Source organism: Marinimicrobium sp. LS-A18 (genome assembly GCF_000463525.1).
GTDB classification, from domain to species: Bacteria; Pseudomonadota; Gammaproteobacteria; order Pseudomonadales; family Cellvibrionaceae; genus Marinimicrobium; species Marinimicrobium koreense.
In genome coordinates, this window is record NZ_AWEP01000006.1 from 157941 (window position 1) to 177747 (window position 19807).

Sequence of the window (19807 nt, forward strand, 5' to 3'; positions counted from 1 at the left end):
GCTTCAGGAGTGCGCTGCGTGAGCAGCGGCCTTCTCGTCGTTTTCGTTGCGCCGGATGATTTCCCCCGCCAGTGCCAGGTAGGCGATTGCCCCCTTGGATTGGCGGTCGTAGCTGAGCACCGGCTGCCCGTAACTGGGCGCTTCGGCCAGACGCACGTTGCGCGGAATGCAGGTCCGGTAGAGCCGGTCGCCAAAGTGCTGGGAGAGCTGGGCGGAAACGTCGTTGGTCAGGCTGTTGCGCGGGTCATACATGGTGCGCAGCAGGCCTTCGATTTTCAGGTTGGGGTTGAGCAGTTCCTGAATCCGGCCAATGGTGTTCATCAGGGCCGAGAGTCCTTCCAGCGCGTAGTATTCACACTGCATGGGGATGATCACGCCGTCGCAGGCGGTCAGGGCGTTGACCGTGAGCATGTTGAGCGAGGGCGGGCAGTCGATGATGATGTAGTCGAATTCGTCTTTAATCGGTTGCAGGCCGTCCCACAGGAGGCGTTCTTTGCCGTCGAGAGAGAGCATTTCCACTTCGGCGGCGGTGAGGTCGCCGTTGGCGGGCAGGAGTTTGAACTGTCCGGATTCGGAGGTCTGCAGGCATTCGCGGGCGTCGGCCCGGCGGGTGAGTACGTCGTAGACGGTCAGTTCCAGTTCGCTTTTGTCCACACCACTGCCCATGGTGGCGTTGCCCTGGGGGTCCAGATCCACCAGCAGGACGCGTTTTTTCGTCGCCACCAGGGAGGCGGCCAGGTTGACGCAGGTGGTGGTTTTGCCCACCCCGCCTTTCTGGTTGGCTACCGCGTAGATTCGGGTCAAAGCGTTATCCTTTGGATTATTCGAGAAACAGGATCAAAGCCGGGTATTGTGTGGCAAGCGAGGGCTGGGGACAAGTCCGGATGTGGACGTAAACCGTCGAGGAGGCATCACGACCGGTTGGGAGTGGAGTTTTACTTCACAGGACACGCCGTAAACCCATCCCTGGGGGCTCGGATCGCGGGTCCCCCGCTCTACGGTCCTGTGAAGTAAAACTCCACTCCCAACCTCCCTGCCAAGATCGGAACTTTGGGAGAGCGCGAAACACGTGAATATTGCCAATGAGGGCCGCTACGGGGTACACCCTTCCAAGACCGTGGAGCGGGGGACCCGCGATGCGAGCCTACAGGGATGTATTCACGGCGTGTCTTGGAAGGGTGTACCCCGTAGCGGCCCGGGCGTGATGCCCTGGACGTACTAACTCAACCTCATCTCCAACAAATGCCGCTCCCCCTCATTGCCGGGGACCTGCAACGGGTGGCTCTGAACCAGCTCAACCCGATCCTCCACTTCCGCCAATTCAGCCTCTGGATACACCCCTTTCATGGCCATAAACAGGCCTTCTGACGAGAGTAAGTGCTCACACCCGGATACCATATCCGCCAAACTGGCAAAGGCGCGGCTGATCACGATGTCGAACGGTTGGTCGGGCCGGAACTGTTCGACACGGCGGTTTTCCACGCTGACGTTATTGAGTTTGAGCAGGGTTTTGATGTGGAACAGGAACCGGGTTTTCTTGCCGTTGCTGTCGAGCAGGGTGATCTGGCAATCGGGTAGGGCGATGGCCAGGGGGATGCCGGGCAGGCCGCCGCCGGTACCCACGTCGATCAGCCGCCGGGGGGTTCTGGCCTGCACATGGGCCAGTACGCTCAGGCTGTCGAGCAGGTGCCGGTCGAGCATGGCGTCGATGTCGCGTACTGCGGACAGGTTGTAGGCCCGGTTCCACTTGTGGAACTCCTGCAGGTAAGTCAGCAGTTGCTCCGTCTGGTGTTCGGTAATGGTCAGGCCCAGCTCGGCAATGCCCGCCGTCAGCCGGGCCTTCAGGGGTTCGCTCATGAGGCTTGGGAGGTCTCCCGCTGCAGCAGGCCGCGCTTTTTCAGGTGAATCAGCAGCAGCGACACCGCCGCCGGGGTCACGCCCGGTATGCGCGAGGCCCGGGCCAGGGTTTCTGGACGGGCGGCACTCAGTTTCTGCTTCACTTCGTTGGACAGGCCCTCGACCTTGTCGAAATCGAATTCGGTCGGAATCAGGGTCTGTTCGTGGGCGCGCAGGCGATTGATTTCGTCCTGTTGGCGATCGATGTAGCCCGAGTACTTGGCATCAATTTCTACCTGCAGTGCAACGCGCTCATCCGCCACCGGTTCGCCTTTCAGGCCCGCCACATCGGGGTAATTCAGCTGCGGGCGCTTGAGCAATTCAAACAGGCTGTATTCCCGGTTGAGCGGGGCGTCAATTTTGCTTTCCAGTGTCTTGGCCGCGTCGGAATCGGCCTGAACCCAGGTGGTTTTCAGACGCTCCTGCTCCTGGGCAATACCATCGCGCTGGCGGCAGAATTGCGCCCAGTGGTCGTCGTCAATCAGGCCCATGGCCCTGGCCTGTTCGGTCAGGCGCAGGTCGGCGTTGTCTTCGCGCAGCAGCAGACGATATTCCGCCCGGCTGGTGAACATCCGGTAGGGCTCCTGGGTGCCCATGGTAATCAGGTCGTCCACAAGCACGCCGATGTAGGCCTCATCGCGGCGCGGGCACCAGGCGTCCAGGTCCCGGGCGCGGCGGGCGGCGTTGATGCCGGCGAGCAGGCCCTGGGCACCGGCTTCCTCGTAGCCGGTGGTACCGTTGATCTGCCCGGCAAAGTACAGGCCGGCAATGGCCTTGGTTTCCAGGCTGTAATTCAGGTCCTGGGGATTGAAGTAATCGTACTCAATCGCGTAGCCCGGGCGGGTGATGTGGGCATTTTCGAAGCCTTTGATCGAACGCACCAGCTCCAGCTGCACATCGAACGGCAGACTGGTGGAAATGCCATTGGGGTAGAGTTCCTGGGTGTTCAGCCCCTCGGGCTCGATAAACACCTGATGCGAGGATTTGTCCGCAAACCGGTGAATCTTGTCTTCAATCGACGGGCAATAACGCGGGCCAATGCCCTCGATAACCCCGGAATACATGGGGGAGCGGTCCAGCCCGCCGCGGATGACGTCGTGGGTGCGCTCGTTGGTATGGGTGATCCAGCAGCACACCTGCTGTGGGTGCCAATCCCGCGAACCGCGAGCCGACATGACCGGTCTGGGCTCGTCGCCCCACTGCTCCTGCAGCTCACTGAAATCCACACTTTTGGCATCGATGCGCGGCGGAGTGCCGGTTTTCAGGCGATCAACGCGCAGCGGCAGTTCCCGCAAGCGGGCCGCAAGGGTCTGGGCCGGTGGATCGCCGGCCCGACCGCCGGCGTGGTTTTCCAGGCCGATGTGGATCTTGCCGCCGAGAAAGGTTCCGGTGGTGAGCACCACGGTGGGTGCCATGAATTTCAGCCCCATCTGGGTAACCACACCTTCGACGGTATCGCCATTGACGATCAGGTCATCGGCCGCCTGCTGAAAAATACTCAGATTCGGCTGGTTTTCGAGCTGGTTGCGGATGGCGCTTTTGTACAGCGCCCGATCCGCCTGAGCACGGGTCGCGCGCACCGCGGGCCCTTTGCGTGAGTTCAACACCCGGAACTGGATACCGGCACGGTCGGTCGCCATGGCCATGGCGCCACCCAGGGCGTCGATTTCTTTCACCAGATGGCTTTTGCCAATCCCACCAATGGCCGGGTTGCAGGACATCTGCCCCAGGGTGTCGACGTTATGGGTGAGCAGGAGGGTTTTACAGCCCATGCGAGCGGCCGCCAGACAGGCTTCGGTGCCGGCGTGACCGCCGCCGATGACGATGACGTCAAAGCGCTCGGGGTAAATCATAGCTGGAGGCCTCCGGGGCCGTACCGGTGAAAAAGGGCGAGCATTATAGGGCCTGAATCGGATTTGTACAAAAGTTGTTCAGTTTCTAAACAAAGTCAAATTAATCAGTTATACAGATAAGTATTAAATAAATAAGTTAATAGATAAGTTAGTTAAGTATTTAATGCTGTTACTACTAATGGTGAGCCAAAAATCTGTGTAGAAGTCTAAAAACTGTTTATCAGACAATGACTTAGCGTAATAGTAACCCACGGGACAAAGCGCGGGTAAGGGGCTGACAAGCTGACCGCAAGCTGGTGACGAAAAGCCGAGTTATACAGAAAATCGGCAAAGCTCGAGTTATCCCCAATTTCATAGCCAGCTTTTACCCCCAGACGTTCACAGGGTTATCCCCAGCAAAAGTTTGAATTCACTAAAAATCAATCGGTTATGGGTGAAACCTGTGAACAAGTGTGGATAACCGTCGTAAGTTTACGGGTTGAAGTCGGCTAGGGCTGTGGGTAACTATTGTCCACAGGTGTGAATAACTCGCCCGAGGGGGCGAACAGGCCCTTGGGGATTGATTACCACCGGAGGCTGCTATTAAATAAATTCAGCGCCGCAATAGCTCAGTCGGCAGAGCAACTGATTCGTAATCAGTAGGTCGGAGGTTCGATTCCTCTTTGCGGCACCACCTCAACCGTCTTTGCACGAGTCCCTGGAGAACCTATGTCCCCGCCGAAAATGCCACAGGTTGCCCGAACGGTATTTCAGTTCTGGTTCGAAGAGCTGACGCCCAGTCAGTGGTTCAAGAAAGATTCAGTGTTGGATCAGGCGATTGGTGCGAGGTTTGGCCACCTGCTGGAGCAGGCCAAGTATGGCGAGTTATGGGCTTGGCGAGATACGCCGGAAGGGCGTCTGGCGGAAGTGATTGTGCTCGATCAGTTCTCCCGCAATATCTATCGGGATCGTCCGGAGGCGTTCGCTCAGGATGCCCTGGCGCTGGTGTTAGCCCAGGAGGCGGTGCGGCAGGGGGCGGACCAGGCGCTGGAACCACTGGCCAGGGCCTTCTTATATATGCCTTATATGCACAGTGAATCGGCGGTGATTCATCAGCAGGCGCTGACGCTGTTCGATCAGCCGGGATTGGAGAACAACCTCAAGTTCGAGATTCGCCACTGGGAAATCATCGAACGATTCGGACGTTATCCCCATCGCAATGACATACTCGGGCGGGAGAGCACGGAGGAGGAGCGAAAATTTCTGCAGGAGCCAGGCTCGTCGTTCTGACCGGGTTATTTACCGATACAGAAGGAGGAGAAGATACGCCCGAGCAGATCATCGGGGGTGAACTGACCGGTGATTTCGCTCAGGCACTCCTGAGCCTGGCGCAGGTCCTCGGCAAGCAGCTCCCCGGCGGCGTGAAGCTGCAGTTGCTCCCAGCCGTTTTCCAGAGCGGTTCGCGCTCTCTCGAGGGCGTCCAGGTGACGGCGGCGGGCGGTAAAGGTGCTCTCGCCCGCATCTTCGAAGCCCATGACGCTTTTCAGGTGCTGTTTGAGCGCTTCCACACCCGCACCGCTGGCGGCACTGATGGCCAGGCAGACGGGGTGCTCCTGGCGCCGTCCTTCTGGCTCGCCGGTGAGGTCGATTTTATTGCGAATCAACGTCAGTTTGCCGGGGTCGGGTAGTTGCTGGACAAACTCCGGCCACAGGGCGGCCGGATCAGTGACCTCTGTGCTCTGACTGTCCACCAGCAGCAGGATCCGGTCGGCTCTATGAATTTCCTGCCAGGCCCGCTCCACCCCAATTTTCTCCACCTCATCCGGAGTGTCCCTCAGACCCGCGGTGTCGATTATATGCAGGGGCATACCGTCGATGTGGATATGTTCGCGCAGGACGTCCCGGGTGGTGCCCTCGATGTGGGTGACAATGGCACTGTCCCGTCCGGACAGGGCATTGAGCAGGCTGGATTTACCCGCGTTGGGTTTGCCCGCAATCACCACATTCATTCCGTCGCGCAATAGTGTGCCCTGACGGGCCTGGGCGAACACGGCGTCCAGCCGCTGGCGAATGTCGGCAAGGTCGCCGGCCACTTTGCCATCGCTGAGAAAGTCGATTTCTTCCTCGGGAAAGTCAATGGCGGCCTCCACGTAGATGCGCAGGGCGATCAGGGCTTCCACCAACTCGTTGACCTTGTGCGAGAAAGCGCCTTGGAGCGAGTGCAGGGCACTGCGGGCGGCCTGCTCGCTGGAGGCGTCAATCAGGTCCGCAATGGCCTCGGCCTGGGCAAGGTCCAGCTTGTCGTTGAGAAAGGCGCGCTCGGAAAATTCCCCGGGACGGGCCAGTCGCGCGCCCCGCTCGCAGGCGCTGCGCAACAGCCAGTCGAGAATCACTGGGCCGCCGTGGCCTTGAAGCTCGACAACGTCTTCTCCGGTAAAGGAGTGGGGCCCCGGGAAAAACAGGGCAATGCCCTGATCCAGGGCTTCACCCTGGGTATTCAGAAACGGAAGGTAATGTGCGTGACGGGGTTTGAGGGGCTGCGCGGTGATCTGTTCGCCGATCGCCCGGGCTTGGGGGCCCGACAGGCGGATAATACCGACACCACCGCGACCCGTGGCGGTGGCGATGGCGGCGATGGTGTCGGTGGGCGTCAGACTCACGAGTTTGCTTTTTACCCCTCGCGTTCAATCTGACGGGTAATAATGTACTGCTGGGTAATGGACAGGGTGTTGTTGGTTACCCAGTACAGTACCAGACCCGCCGGGAAGAACAGGAACAGGAAGGTGAACACAATGGGCATCAGCTGCATGATCTTCGCCTGAGTCGGGTCCGGCGGTGTCGGGTTCAGCTTGAACTGAATGAACATGGTCAGGCCCATGAGCAAAGGCAGCACATAGTAGGGGTCCTTGACCGACAAATCCTGAATCCACAGGAAGAAGGGCGCGTGGCGCAGCTCGACACTTTCCATCAATACCCAGTACAGCGCCAGGAACACCGGCATCTGAATCAGAATGGGCAGACAACCCCCCAGCGGGTTCACTTTTTCCTTTTTATAGAGCTTCATCAGCTCCTGGGACATTTTTTGGCGGTCATCCCCATAACGCTCTTTCAACTCGGCCATTTTCGGGCTCAGCTTGCGCATCTTCGCCATGGACCTATAGCTGGTGGCGCTTAGCTTGAAGAATGCTGCTTTAATAATAATTGTCAAAGCAATAATTGCTAAACCCCAGTTGTTCAGGAAGCCGTGCAACCAGTCCAAAACCGTGAACAGCGGCTTGGCGATCCACCAGAGCCAGCCGTAGTCGACGGTCAGGTCCAGGTAGGGGGAAATCTGTTCCAGTTTTTGAGTGTCTTTGGGGCCAGTGTAGAACTCGGCGGAGATCTGTCCCTGGCTACCGGGGGCGACTTCCGTGCTGGGGCTGGTAAAGCCGAGCAGGTACATGTTGCGATTACCCAACTGACGCAGATGGTAGTTGTGGGTCTGGCCAGCGTCCGGTACCCAGGCGCTGACAAAATAGTGTTGCACCATGGCTACCCAGCCACCTTCTTTCTGGGTTTTGAAGGTCTGTTCGCTCAGATCCTCAAAGTCCAGTTTCTTGTACTTTTCTTCGTCCGTGGTGATGGCGGCGCCCAGGTAGGGGTTGATGGCAAAGAGTCCACCTGGACCGGCGCCGGCGGACGAGTTATCGCGTTTGATCTGGCCGTACAGATTGGCCTGCCAGGGTTCGGCGCTCTGGTTGTCGATGAGGTATTCGAGTTTGACCAGGTATTCACCGCGCTCGAAGGTATAGCGTTTGGTGATGGTCACATCACCCTGTTGATAGGTCAGATCCACCTGAAGTTGATCGTCGCCCTCGGCCAGTTGGTATTGTTGTTGGCTGGACTGAAAGACCGGGCGTTCGCCGTCCCGGGTATCGGTGGCGTTGCGCCCGACCAACCCGCTCTGGGCGACATAAGTTTGGGCCGCGGTGTTGTTGAGCAGCACATAGGGGTTGTCCGGCTCGTTGAGCTCAGCGTAATGCTCGCGTAGGGCGGAGTACACCAGGTCACCGCCGCGCGGATCGATGTCGACGATCAGGGTGTCGGTCTCGACACGAATGGGTTGGCGGGCGGTGTTCGACTGGCTCGGGACCTCGGCATCTTCAGCCGAATCCCCCGGGGCTGAAGGCAGCTCGCTGGCGGTATCGGTTGCATCCGGAATGCCGCTGTCACTGTCGTTGGAAGCGGTCTGCTCCGAGCGGGTCTGGCTGGAGGTTTCAGCGAGGTTTTCCTGAAAGTCGTTGTAGCGGATAACCAGAGTGAACACGACGGCGCACATGGCCGTGATTAACAGGGTTTTTTGCCAATCCATCTTTATTTACTGCCATCAGTAGGGTGTGAGTGATTGGGGTGGGCCGGAACAGGATCCTCGCCCCCTGGATGCCAAGGGTGGCATTTTAATAGTCGGCGAACGGTCAGGTAACCCCCGCGAAGGAATCCGTGACGTGCGATCGCCTCTTCCGCGTAGTGTGAGCAGCTTGGATAGAAACGGCACTGATTGCCCACCCAGGGACTGAGTAGGTAACGGTAGAGCCAAATCAGTCGAAGTGCCAGCCAACGCATGGGATCAACCTGTTGATTCGGGGGCGGAAGCCGCCAGTGCTTTGCGGGCAATGCGCAACCACTGTCGGTCCAGTTGATCGATTAGGGTGCGGTTATCCAGACTGTCCATGCCCTTTCGCGCCAATACAATAACATCAATACCGGAAAAGTTCGGTGGTTGGCGACGAAAAGTTTCCCGAATAAGACGTTTCATCCGATTGCGTTCGGTGGCGTGGCGGATGTGTTTTTTGGCGATGATCAACCCGAGGCGAGCAGCGGTGTGCTTATTGGGTCGTGCCAATATCAGGAAATGCTTGTGGGAGGCGCGAAACGGGGCGTCCGCGAAAACCGCTTGAAAGTCGTCAGAGGTAAGCAGCCGATGTGCTTTGGGAAAAGCCTGGGAAGCCACTTAACTCTGACAACTATAAACGGTGCAGCGCAAAGGCGGGCACGCTTATACGGCCAGAGCCTTGCGACCTTTGGCACGACGACGAGCCAGTACAGCGCGACCGTTTTTGGTGGCCATGCGAGCACGGAAACCGTGGGTGCGCTTACGCTTCAGTACGCTGGGCTGAAATGTTCTTTTCATGGAAGTAACCTGCCGTTCGAATTCCTGGTAAACCCGCACCAGGCGGGAAAAGAGGCGCGATTTTATAGAAAATCGGGGCTAAAGGCAACGGATTGATGGGGGTTTCTCGGTTTTTCTGCCTAAATAAAACAGGGTATGCAGTTATTCCCGGTTATGCGGTGCTTGTCAATAGGATAATAACAGGTTATCCACAGTATGTGGTTAAAAAATGACCGGTTTTTAAGGCTGTATCTGTGGGTAAAGGTAGAACGGTTGCTCAGATAACTTATTGAAAAGACACTGTTAATAACAAAAATTATGCGGAAAAAAAGATTCCCGGACTGTGGATAACTACTTTTATAGAGAGTACACTAGCATCCGTTTTTTTGGATAATAATGCACCGGGGGGAAGCGGTTTTGCCGGAATCTGTTTGGAAACTTTGCGCGTCGAGTCTACAGGATGAGCTGCCTCCCCAGCAGTTCAATACCTGGATACGGCCGCTGCAGATAGATGCCGATGCGGAATCCGGGCAGCTCAGGCTTTTGGCGCCCAACCGGTTCGTGTGCGACTGGGTCAACGAGAAGTTTCTGCACAGAATTCGCGAGCTGGTTGAGGATTTTCAATCCGACCAACCCCTCAGTGTAGAGGTGGGTATCGGTTCCCGCCCCGGGGGCGTCGGGACACGACGCCCGGTCAATCAATCCTCGACCAGGCCGGTGTACCCGCAGGGACAACCCGGCACCGGAGCCTCCTTTGGTGAATCCCAGGGAGCGGAACCGTCGGGTTTTGGTCGAATGGGCGGATCCGCACCCAGTGAAGCGCCGGCGGGGCAGAGGCCCGAGGCTCCACCGGTTGCCGAACCCGCCCCTCAACCATCGGTCAATAACACGGTTGAGGTAGAGGGGGCACTCAAGCACAACAACAACCTCAACCGGACGTTCAACTTCACCAGCTTTGTTGAAGGTAAGTCCAACCAATTGGGGTTGGCCGCAGCACGGCAGGTGGCCGAGAACCCTGGCGGTTCCTATAACCCCCTTTTTATATATGGCGGTGTCGGCCTGGGTAAAACCCACTTGATGCAGGCAGTGGGTAACGCGCTTGTCGACAAGAATCCCAACGCCAAGGTGATTTACCTGCACTCGGAGCGGTTTGTGGCCGATATGGTCAAGGCGCTGCAGCTCAATGCCATCAATGACTTCAAGCGCTATTATCGTTCTGTCGATGCACTGTTGATTGACGATATCCAGTTTTTTGCCGGCAAAGAACGGTCCCAGGAGGAGTTCTTTCACACCTTCAACTCGCTGCTTGAAGGTGGCCAGCAGATCATTTTGACCTGCGATCGCTATCCCAAGGAAATCAATGGCCTGGAAGAGCGGCTGAAAAGTCGTTTCGGCTGGGGGCTGACGGTGGCGGTGGAGCCGCCGGAGCTGGAAACCCGGGTGGCGATTCTGATGAAGAAGGCCGATCAGAGTCACATCGATTTACCCCACGAAGCGGCGTTTTTTATTGCCCAGCGTATTCGCTCCAATGTTCGTGAGCTGGAAGGCGCTTTGAAACGGGTGGTGGCGAACGCCCAGTTCACCGGGCGGCCCATTGATGTGGATCTGGTGCGCGAAGCGCTGAAGGATCTGCTCGCCTTGCAGGACAAGCAGGTGGGCATAGATAATATCCAGCGGGTGGTGGGTGAGTACTACAAGATCAAGCTGAACGATCTGCTGTCCAAGCGACGCAGCCGCTCTGTGGCTCGCCCGCGCCAGGTGGCCATGGCCCTGGCGAAGGAGTTGACCAACCATAGCCTGCCGGAAATCGGCGAGGCGTTTGGGGGGCGGGACCACACCACCGTTTTGCACGCCTGTCGCAAAATAAAACAGATGCAGGAAGAGGATGCGGATATCCGGGAGGATATGAAGAATCTGCTGCGCTCCCTGACGACTTGATTGTTCACCGTGAATCCTTGATTCAGGAAAACACCTAACAGGAATAACAGGAAGAGACCCAATGAAATTTGTCGTGTCCCGCGAAGCTTTGTTGAAGCCCCTGCAACTGGTGGGAGGGGTGGTAGAACGCCGCCAAACGCTGCCGGTGTTGTCCAATGTGTTGATGGTGATTGATGGTGAACAGTTGTCCCTGACCGGCACCGACCTGGAAGTGGAAATCGTCGCCCGGGTGCCGCTTGAGGCCCCGGCCGATGCCGGTGAGGTCACGGTTCCTGCGCGCAAATTGGTCGATATCTGCCGCTCTCTGCCGGAAGGTGCCAGCATTGAGTTCGCACAAGATGAGCAGCGGATGGTGGTAAAGAGCGGCCGTAGCCGGTTTACCCTGTCAACCCTCCCGGCCAGTGACTTCCCCAACGTGGAAGATGGCCCCAGCGATCTGCAGTTTGCCTGCCCCCAGCGGGAGATCAAGCGGCTGATCGAGCGCACGGCGTTTGCCATGGCACAACAGGATGTCCGCTATTATCTGAATGGCATGCTGTGGGAGGTCAAAGAGGGTCAGTTGCGGGCCGTGGCCACCGATGGTCACCGGATGGCGATGTGCACCCGCCCGGTGCCGGTGAGTGTTGAAGATACCATTCAGGCGATTCTGCCCCGTAAGGGTGTGTTGGAACTCTCCCGTCTGGTGGATGATATCGACGATACCGTGGATGTCACCTTGAGCGCCAACCATATCCGGGTGGCGACCGGCGATTACACCTTTACCTCGAAGCTGGTGGACGGCAAGTTTCCCGATTACGAGCGCGTGCTGCCCCGCGGTGGCGACAAGGTGGTGTTCGGGCCCCGGTCCGAGCTCAAGCAGGCCTTTGGTCGCACCGCCATTCTGTCCAACGAGAAGTACCGCGGTGTACGCTTGTTGCTCGACGATGGGGTAATGACCATTGTGGCCAATAACCCCGAGCAGGAAGAAGCGGAAGAGCAGGTGGCGGTGGATTACAGCGGCGACTCCCTGGAGATGGGGTTCAACGTGAGCTACCTGCAGGATGTGGCCAATGTCATTTCCGCAGATCACATCAAGATGACCCTGTCCGATGCCAACAGCAGTGCGCTGCTTGAGGAGCCCGAGGATGGAGATTCGCTTTACGTCGTAATGCCGATGCGCCTCTGATAGAGGCGTCTCGGCGCCCTTTATGTCTGTATCCCGCCTGAGTATCCAATCTTTGCGAAATCTGGAGAGTGTGAGCCTGACTCCCTCTCCACGCACCAACCTCATTTACGGTCAAAACGGCTCCGGTAAAACCAGCGTACTGGAGGCGGTTCATACCCTGGCCCTTGGCCGCTCGTTCAGAAGTCACAAGCACAAGCCGCTGATTCAGTGGGGCAGGGAGCAATTTACGGTGTTTGCCGAGATTCAACACCAGGGAAGCCGCATCCCGGTGGGCTTGCAACGCGCGTTGACCGGAGAGGTCAACTTCAAGGTAAATGGCCGGGCGGTCGGCTCTCTGGCGGAATTGGCTGCGGTACTTCCTCTTCAGGTCATCGACGCCCATACCTTTCTGCTTCTCGAGGGAAGCCCCAAGGTCCGTCGGCAGTTTATGGATTGGTTGGTGTTCCACGTGGAACCTTCGTTCTTTCCCGCCTGGAAGGCCGCACAGCGCTGTCTGAAACAACGCAATAGCCTGTTGCGACGTGATAGAATAGAAACCAGTGAGTTGAGCGTTTGGGACCGTGAGTTGTCCAATCTCACTCAACAGATCCACGAGTGCCGTGAGAAAACCATTGAGCGATTCCGGCCGGTTTTTCTCAGGTTGCTTGAAGAGTTTATTCGCATCCCCGGCGTCAGCCTGTCCTATCAGAGAGGGTGGGATAAAAACCGCTCCTACCAGGAAGTGCTTGCGGATAACTTCGAACGGGACCGCCAAATGGGGTATACCCAATCCGGCAGTCATCGGGCTGATCTTCGAATCAATGTCGAAGGGCAACCGGCGGGGGATATTTTGTCTCGAGGTCAGCAGAAGCTGGTGGTCTGTGCGCTCAAAATCGCACAGGGTTACGTTTACGCGCAGGAAACCGGCGGTCGGTGTATTTACCTCGTCGATGATCTGCCGGCAGAGCTCGACGGGGATCACCGGGCTACGTTGGTGGATTGGCTCGATAAGCTTGAGACTCAAGTATTTATTACCGGTGTTGATAAGCCGTCGCTTTTGGCGGATTGGCAAGACCGGCCAGACGCTATAACCAGAGTGTTCCACGTGGAACAGGGGACTGTCACCGCGGACGTGAATACCGAACAGCAGTGAAATCGGAGCTAGTTTATGTCAGAAGAGAAAAATTACGACTCGTCCAGTATTAAGGTCCTGAAGGGCCTGGACGCGGTCCGCAAACGGCCCGGTATGTACATCGGCGACACGGACGATGGTTCCGGCCTGCACCACATGGTGTTTGAGATCGTGGATAACTCCATTGACGAGGCGTTGGCCGGTCACTGTTCGGAAATTCGCGTTGTCATCCACCCGGATGAGACTGTCTCTGTCTCCGATAACGGTCGCGGTATTCCCACCGAGATGCACGAAGAGGGTGTATCGGCGGCGGAGGTCATCATGACTGTCCTCCACGCAGGCGGCAAATTCGATGACAACACCTATAAAGTGTCTGGTGGCCTGCACGGTGTTGGGGTTTCGGTGGTTAACGCCCTGTCCGAAGAGCTGAAGCTGACCATCCGCCGTGGCGGCAAGGTCCATGAGCAGGTGTATAAGCACGGCGTTCCTCAGTCGCCCCTGGCCATCGTGGGTGAAACTGATAGTTCGGGCACCGAACTGCACTTCAAACCGTCGGCGGAAACCTTTACCAATATCAAGTTTGAGTATGAGCTGCTGGCCAAGCGCCTGCGGGAACTGTCGTTCCTGAACTCCGGTGTTCGCATTGTTCTGAAGGATGAGCGCTCCGGGAAGGAAGAGGTTTACCAGTATGAAGGCGGTCTGAGAGCCTTCGTTGAGCACCTGAACGCCAACAAAACCCCGATCAACAAGACCGTCCACATTGTCTCTGCTGAGCGGGAAGACGGTATTGGGGTGGAAATCGCCCTGCAGTGGAACGATTCCTTCCAGGAAAACCTGTTCTGCTACACCAATAACATTCCCCAGCGCGACGGCGGCACCCACCTGGCGGGCTTCCGCGCGGCACTGACCCGTACCCTGAATGCCTATATTGAGCGCGAGGGCCTGTCCGCGAAAGCGAAGGTATCCACTACCGGCGACGATGCCCGGGAAGGCTTGACCGCGATCATTTCCGTGAAGGTCCCGGACCCGAAATTCTCCTCCCAGACCAAAGACAAGCTGGTGTCTTCCGAGGTGAAGACCGCTGTAGAGCAGGAAATGAACCAGATTTTTGGTGAGTATCTGCTGGAAAACCCGAACGAAGCCAAGGCGGTCGTGAGCAAGATGATCGACGCCGCCCGCGCCCGTGAGGCGGCCCGTAAGGCCCGGGAAATGACCCGTCGCAAGGGAGCTCTGGACATTGCCGGCCTCCCCGGCAAGCTGGCGGACTGTCAGGAGAAAGACCCGGCACTGTCTGAAGTCTACCTGGTGGAGGGTGACTCCGCCGGCGGTTCCGCCAAGCAGGGCAGGGCACGCAAGACCCAGGCGATCCTGCCCCTGAAGGGTAAGATCCTGAACGTTGAGAAGGCCCGGTTCGATAAAATGCTCTCCAGCGCCGAAGTGGGCACCCTCATTACCGCTCTGGGTTGCGGTATCGGCAAGCAGGAGTTCGATCCGGACAAACTGCGTTACCACCGCATCATCATCATGACGGACGCCGACGTAGACGGTTCTCACATCCGCACCCTGTTGCTGACCTTCTTCTTCCGTCAGATGCGCGAGCTGATCGAGCGGGGCCACGTCTACATCGCCCAGCCGCCGCTGTATAAGATCAGCAAGGGCAAGTTCGAGCAGTATCTGAAGGATGAAGCCGCGCTGACCGCGTTTTTGACCCAGTCCGCCCTGGAAGGCTCCAGCCTGCACGTCAACGCCGACGCTCCGGGCATCAGTGGTGAAGGGTTGGAGAAGCTGGTGTACGAGTATCGCTCGGTCATGGATACCATTGAGCGCCTGTCCCGTCTGTATCCGCGCGAGATTCTGGAGCAGATGGTGTACCTGCCGACCCTGACGCCGGAGCACCTGACCGACCAGGGGCATATCCAGCAGTGGTGCGATCAATTGCTGGCCCGTCTGAGCCTGGATACCCGCGATGGTAGCCAGCGGTATCTGATTACCGTGCGCGAAGACACCGAGCGTCACCTGTTCCTGCCGCAAATCGAGATCATTGCCCACGGCCTGTCGCACCACTACCCGTTCACCCACGAGTTCTTCCACTCCGGTGAATACAAGGCGATCATGTCCCTGGGGGAGAAGTTGGTTACCCTGATCGAGGACGGCGCCTATATCCAGCGCGGCGAAAAGACCCAGGCCATCAGCAGCTTTGATCAAGGTCTGGAGTGGTTGATGAAGGAATCCCGCAAGGGCTACAACGTCCAGCGCTATAAGGGGCTGGGTGAAATGAACCCCGAGCAGCTGTGGGATACCACCATGAACCCGGAAACCCGGCGTATGCTGCGGGTAACGGTGCAGGATGCCATTGCCGCCGATCAAATCTTTACCACCTTGATGGGCGACCATGTGGAGCCGCGCCGGGAGTTCATTGAATCCAATGCACTGGCCGTGGCGAACCTGGACGTCTAGGAATCAGCCACAATTCCTGGTGGGTGCCATAAAAAACGGCGGGTAGAGTCTCTACCCGCCGTTTTTTTAGAGCCATAGATATAGTTTAATCCGGACTCTCTGATAAGTCTGGCGTGGTCCACTCAACCCAAGGCGCTAAAGCGTCCTCTTCCGCGAGGGTGGAGCGGAAGACCCCGGTGTTTCCGGGCCGGTCGAGAAGAAAGCGATTTACAAACCCCTCCAGAAGGTCGCGTTGATGATCGGGGAGGGCGCAGTGGCGATGACCGCCGTTCTCCGAGTAGACAATATTGGCTTCGACGCCCAGGGCACGATAGATCTCCCTCGCCGCTGAGGTTCCTATATAGGCCGGGATGGGGCCCAACCAGTCGATGTCGTTGTCCAGCACCAGTAGGCCGCGCGGTGCCACCAACCCCATGAGCTGGTGGTGATCGAAGGGCAGACGGGTGACCTTGTTGTTCCCAAATTCACTGCCGAAACCGGCCCGAAACCAGGGCTGTTCACTGGCGGCATGACTCAGGGTCTGAACGTTAACACCTTCCTCCGCCATGGCCTGAGCCACTCGCCAGGCGACCGCACCACCGGCGCCGGATTCCTGGGGAATGGTCAGTGCGACCCGCTCATCCAGTGCTCCGGCCAATAAGGCGCCCTTGCCATTACGAGAGCAGCCGGTAACGGCCAAGCGGTTCGCCGCTATCAATCCCTCATCCGATTCCTGTAGCACGTCGATCAGTCGGCTCACGCCCCAGGCCCAGGCGGTCATTGAACTGGCACTGTGGTCCTTACCGTACAGGTCGTAAAACAGACCATTTCCTCGTGAATTCGCGCCACTCTGGGCGCCCAGCTCATTGTTATCTACACTGATAATTGCCACGCCTTTGTCGGACAATAACTTACTGTCCAGCGTAGCGGGCCCGAGGGTGATGATGGCCGGGTAGGGCGCCTGGCCAGCGTTGGGAAGCGTCACCGAGGCGTTGAATTCTATTGTTTTGCCTTGATGGTGGACAGTCACAGTAACGGACTTCGCGGAGACCCGACCACTGACCTGCTCCGGCTTGCCGGGCTTGATTCCCGATTCATACTGCTGTACCTGCTGCAGGGTTTCCTGGCGACGGCAGCGCCACTGGTCCCGCTCGGTAATGCGGTGTCCATCCAACCCCAGAAACGGATCGGGTAAGGTTTTGATGACCCCCAAGTTGGAGGCGTCGGGCAGTGTAGGTACAGGGCAGCCTTCGCCTGAGTTTTCGGTAGTGACAGGGCGACGCTCACTGGAGCTTTGCATCGTTCCACCGCCCGCACAGGCATTGAGAAGGCTGAACGAGAGTGTCAGGGTGGCGAGGCTGGAAACCATCGACTTTATTTTATGATTCATCAACACATCCTATTGTTATCATCAAAGGGTTTTAGGGAGTGAGTAAATTCGCTCCGCCTCTTGTTGTCAATATGAATATAAAGTTGTCCAAAAGGTGACTACGTCACGTCTTCACCCCGGGGGGTTTAGAGGTGGAGTATGAGCACAGGGTTGTTATAATCAGTACGACTATAACAGCCTGGTTCCTGACGTGTACCGGCGCCACCTTTAATTCAAAGAGAGTTTAATAACGATGAAATACCGGGTTGGAGCATTGATGATGGGGGCGGCGCTCAGTTGTGCCGCCGTTCAGGCCGAAGTCACCCTGCCACGCTTGATCAGCGATGGCATGGTGCTTCAACGAGACACGGAAATCCGGGTATGGGGCTGGGCCGATCCGGACGAGGCAGTGAGTGTTCACTTTCAGGGTTTCACGTGGCAAACCGTTACCGCCGACGACGGGCGCTGGCAGCTGACCTTGCCAGAAATGAAAGCCGGCGGCCCCTATGAGCTGGCGGTCAAAGGTGAGAACACCCTTACCCTGGAGAATGTTCTGGTGGGGGACGTGTGGCTCGCCTCCGGTCAGTCCAATATGGAGCTGACCATGGCCCGGACCAAACCGCTTTACGCCGAGGAAATGGCCGAAGCGAATTATCCCGAGATCCGCTTTTTTGAAGTCCCTGACCGCTATCAATTCAAACACCCCGAGCCGGATCTGGACGGCGGTGAATGGCTGTCGGTGACTCCCGAAACCCTGCCGGGTATTTCCGCGGTGGGGTATTTTTTCGCCAAGGACCTGCATCAGCAATACGACGTGCCGGTGGGTGTGATCAATGCCGCCCTGGGGGGATCACCGTCGGAAGCCTGGTTGAGTGAGTCCGCCCTGAAAGCCTTCCCGCACCACCTGGAAGAGGCCAAGCGCTGGCGGGATGATGACCTGATCGAGCAGGTCAGCTCCGCGGATAACGCTCGGGGTCAACAGTGGCGTGAGCGTCGGGACGAACTGGACCCCGGCTTCAAGAACGGCGAAGCCCTCTGGGCCAAGCCGGACGTTGATGACAGTGACTGGGAAACGGTGACGCTGCCCGGTTTCTGGGGGGAAGAGGGCAAGGCCAACGGTGTCTGGTGGCTGCGTAAAACCATTACCCTACCGGAGGACTGGGCCGGTGAAACGGCCTTTCTGGAAGTGGGCCGCCTGGTGGACGCCGATGTGACCTACCTGAATGGCGAGCGCGTCGGACAAACCGGCTACCAATACCCGCCGCGCTGGTACGAGGTGCCAGAAGGCCTGCTCAAGGCGGGTGAAAACGTATTGACCGTGCGCCTGACCAGTGAGAATGGTCGACCGGGTTTTGTGGAAGACAAGCCCTATGAGCTGCGCCGGGAGGATGAAGTCATCGACCTGACCGGTGAGTGGAAGGTCAAGCAGGGTGCGCAATTGGACAATCTGGATCCGCCCACCTTCATCCGCTGGAAACCCATGGGGTTGTACAACGGCATGATTGCACCGCTGACCGATTATGCCATCAAGGGTGTCATCTGGTATCAGGGCGAATCCAATGTCGGTCGCGAGGCGGAGTACAACGAATCCTTCCCGGCGGTGATCAACGAGTGGCGTCGCCAGTGGGCGCAGCCTGATCAGCCGTTCATCTTTGTGCAGTTGGCCAATTACCTGGAAACCCGGGAGGAGCCGGTGGACAGTGACTGGGCCCGCCTGCGCGAAGCGCAACTGAACACCTTGCGTGTCCCCCACACCGGTATGGCGGTGGCTATCGACGTCGGCGAGTGGAACGATATTCACCCGCTGGATAAGCAGACCGTGGGTGAACGGCTGGCCCTGGCTGCGCAGGCGGTGGCTTATGATGAAGACGTGGTGGCTTTTGGTCCGATCTACACCGGGATGGAAGTGGATGGACGCCACGTCCGCCTGAGCTTTGAGCATACCGGCTTGGGGCTGGCCTCCTGCAACGGTGAACCCTTGGCCGAATTTGCCATCGCCGGCGAAGACCGCGACTTTGTCTGGGCCGATGCACGTATCGAGGGTGATACCGTGGTGGTACAGAGCGCTGAGGTTCGCCGGCCGACGGCGGTACGCTATGCCTGGGCGGACAACCCGGATCAGGCCAACCTGTGCAATCGCGAGGGCCTGCCGGCGACTCCCTTCCGGACCGACGATTGGCCTAGGAAGTGATCACTCACTATCGGTAATCAGTCGACGGGGAGGGCGGTGCTGTTAATCGGACTTTTCAATACGAAGGACGAATGCACACCGCTCACCCCCTCGATCCGGGTCAGCTTCTGCAACAGAAACTGCTGATAGGCATCCATATCCCGCACAATCACCTTGAGCAGGTAGTCGGCAGACTGGCCGGTGATCAGGTGACATTCGAGCACTTCCGGATAAGTCGCAATCGTATCTTCAAAGGCGCTGAACCGGTCCGGGGTGTGCTTGTCCATGCTGATTTCAATAAACGCCATCAGGTTCAGCCCCAGCTTGCGGGCGTTCAACAGCGCCACATAGCCATCGATCAGTCCATCTTCCTCCATCTGTTTCACCCGGCGTAGGCAGGGGGAGGGTGAAAGGCTGATGGCTTCGGCCAGTTCCTGGTTGGTAATCCGCCCCCGATGCTGCAGGGTGTCGAGGATCATGCGGTCGTAACGATCGAGTTTAGTGGTCATGGGGATACAATATTCTGATTACGGTTAAATTGTTGGCATAAATTGCCAATACTGGCGTTATCTGAGTCATCTTAGCAATTTATTGGCGGCCTGTAAGCCATATACTATCCCCAATGCCTGATAACGGATGAGCGGCGGGCCACAAGCCCACCCCGGGGATGTCTCTCACTGCTACCCGCAGCGTTCTGCTCCCCACTGAACAGCCTACCCGGCTGAACGTCACCGCTCTCCT

At 57.9% G+C, this 19807-nt stretch carries 16 protein-coding genes and 1 tRNA gene; 7 read left to right on the top strand and 10 right to left on the bottom strand.

Going from position 1 to position 19807, the window contains the following annotated elements; genetic code table 11:
- Positions 1-3: 3 nt before the first annotated feature.
- The 3 genes from N645_RS0112075 to mnmG all read right to left on the bottom strand — a co-directional run bounded on the left by N645_RS0112075 (position 4) and on the right by mnmG (position 3749).
- Entirely contained in the window at positions 4-804 is an 801-nt protein-coding gene (locus N645_RS0112075; RefSeq protein WP_024461775.1) for a ParA family protein, read from the bottom strand.
- A 414-nt stretch (positions 805-1218) separates the two neighbouring features.
- A complete protein-coding gene (gene rsmG / locus N645_RS0112080; protein WP_024461776.1) occupies positions 1219-1857 on the bottom strand; it encodes a 16S rRNA (guanine(527)-N(7))-methyltransferase RsmG in 639 nt (212 codons plus the stop codon).
- On the bottom strand, positions 1854-3749 hold the full coding sequence (gene mnmG / locus N645_RS0112085; RefSeq protein ID WP_024461777.1) for a tRNA uridine-5-carboxymethylaminomethyl(34) synthesis enzyme MnmG: 1896 nt from the start codon (positions 3747-3749) through the stop codon (positions 1854-1856). Before mnmG ends, rsmG begins: the two co-directional genes overlap by 4 nt.
- A 597-nt stretch (positions 3750-4346) precedes the next feature.
- Between mnmG and N645_RS0112090 the strand changes: the two genes are divergently transcribed.
- Both N645_RS0112090 and N645_RS0112095 read left to right on the top strand, forming a co-directional pair.
- A tRNA-Thr gene (locus tag N645_RS0112090) sits at positions 4347-4422 on the top strand.
- 35 nt (positions 4423-4457) lie between these two features.
- A complete protein-coding gene (locus N645_RS0112095; protein ID WP_238559248.1) occupies positions 4458-5018 on the top strand; it encodes a DUF924 family protein in 561 nt (186 codons plus the stop codon).
- 5 nt (positions 5019-5023) lie between these two features.
- On the opposite strand, the gene mnmE is transcribed toward N645_RS0112095, so the two are convergent.
- Genes mnmE through rpmH form a run of 5 tightly spaced genes read right to left on the bottom strand, consistent with a single transcriptional unit; the run spans position 5024 to position 8898 of the window.
- Positions 5024-6388, bottom strand: a complete 1365-nt coding sequence (mnmE, locus tag N645_RS0112100) for a tRNA uridine-5-carboxymethylaminomethyl(34) synthesis GTPase MnmE (protein ID WP_024461779.1) — start codon at positions 6386-6388, stop codon at positions 5024-5026.
- A gap of 11 nt (positions 6389-6399) precedes the next feature.
- Entirely contained in the window at positions 6400-8079 is a 1680-nt protein-coding gene (gene yidC / locus N645_RS0112105) for a membrane protein insertase YidC (RefSeq protein ID WP_024461780.1), read from the bottom strand.
- 2 nt (positions 8080-8081) lie between these two features.
- Positions 8082-8330 (bottom strand): membrane protein insertion efficiency factor YidD, encoded by a 249-nt coding sequence (gene yidD, locus N645_RS17830; protein ID WP_081666103.1) that lies wholly within the window; start codon positions 8328-8330, stop codon positions 8082-8084.
- Between the two features lie 4 nt (positions 8331-8334).
- Positions 8335-8718 carry a ribonuclease P protein component gene (rnpA, locus tag N645_RS0112110; protein WP_024461781.1) on the bottom strand — a complete coding sequence of 128 codons (384 nt, stop codon included), beginning with the start codon at positions 8716-8718 and terminating at the stop codon, positions 8335-8337.
- 45 nt (positions 8719-8763) lie between these two features.
- Positions 8764-8898: a 50S ribosomal protein L34 gene (gene rpmH, locus N645_RS0112115; protein WP_024461782.1), complete on the bottom strand. Its 135-nt coding sequence runs from the start codon at positions 8896-8898 to the stop codon at positions 8764-8766.
- A 375-nt stretch (positions 8899-9273) separates the two neighbouring features.
- Here rpmH and dnaA point away from each other — a divergent pair, with 375 nt between their 5' ends.
- From dnaA to gyrB, 4 genes are all read left to right on the top strand, one after another.
- On the top strand, positions 9274-10815 hold the full coding sequence (gene dnaA / locus N645_RS0112120; RefSeq protein ID WP_036161325.1) for a chromosomal replication initiator protein DnaA: 1542 nt from the start codon (positions 9274-9276) through the stop codon (positions 10813-10815).
- Between the two features lie 61 nt (positions 10816-10876).
- Positions 10877-11980, top strand: a complete 1104-nt coding sequence (gene dnaN / locus N645_RS0112125; protein ID WP_024461784.1) for a DNA polymerase III subunit beta — start codon at positions 10877-10879, stop codon at positions 11978-11980.
- Between the two features lie 22 nt (positions 11981-12002).
- Complete coding sequence (recF, locus tag N645_RS0112130) at positions 12003-13112, top strand: DNA replication/repair protein RecF (protein ID WP_024461785.1); 1110 nt, start codon at positions 12003-12005, stop codon at positions 13110-13112.
- A gap of 15 nt (positions 13113-13127) precedes the next feature.
- The gene (gene gyrB, locus N645_RS0112135; RefSeq protein ID WP_024461786.1) at positions 13128-15548 is read left to right on the top strand and encodes a DNA topoisomerase (ATP-hydrolyzing) subunit B; all 2421 of its coding nucleotides are present in this window, start codon (positions 13128-13130) and stop codon (positions 15546-15548) included.
- 85 nt (positions 15549-15633) lie between these two features.
- On the opposite strand, the gene N645_RS0112140 is transcribed toward gyrB, so the two are convergent.
- Complete coding sequence (locus N645_RS0112140) at positions 15634-16917, bottom strand: hypothetical protein (RefSeq protein WP_024461787.1); 1284 nt, start codon at positions 16915-16917, stop codon at positions 15634-15636.
- Between the two features lie 232 nt (positions 16918-17149).
- Here N645_RS0112140 and N645_RS0112145 point away from each other — a divergent pair, with 232 nt between their 5' ends.
- A complete protein-coding gene (locus N645_RS0112145; protein WP_024461788.1) occupies positions 17150-19087 on the top strand; it encodes a sialate O-acetylesterase in 1938 nt (645 codons plus the stop codon).
- A 17-nt stretch (positions 19088-19104) separates the two neighbouring features.
- Here N645_RS0112145 and N645_RS0112150 read toward each other — a convergent pair whose 3' ends face one another.
- Positions 19105-19575: an Lrp/AsnC family transcriptional regulator gene (locus tag N645_RS0112150; protein WP_024461789.1), complete on the bottom strand. Its 471-nt coding sequence runs from the start codon at positions 19573-19575 to the stop codon at positions 19105-19107.
- Positions 19576-19807: the final 232 nt, after the last annotated feature.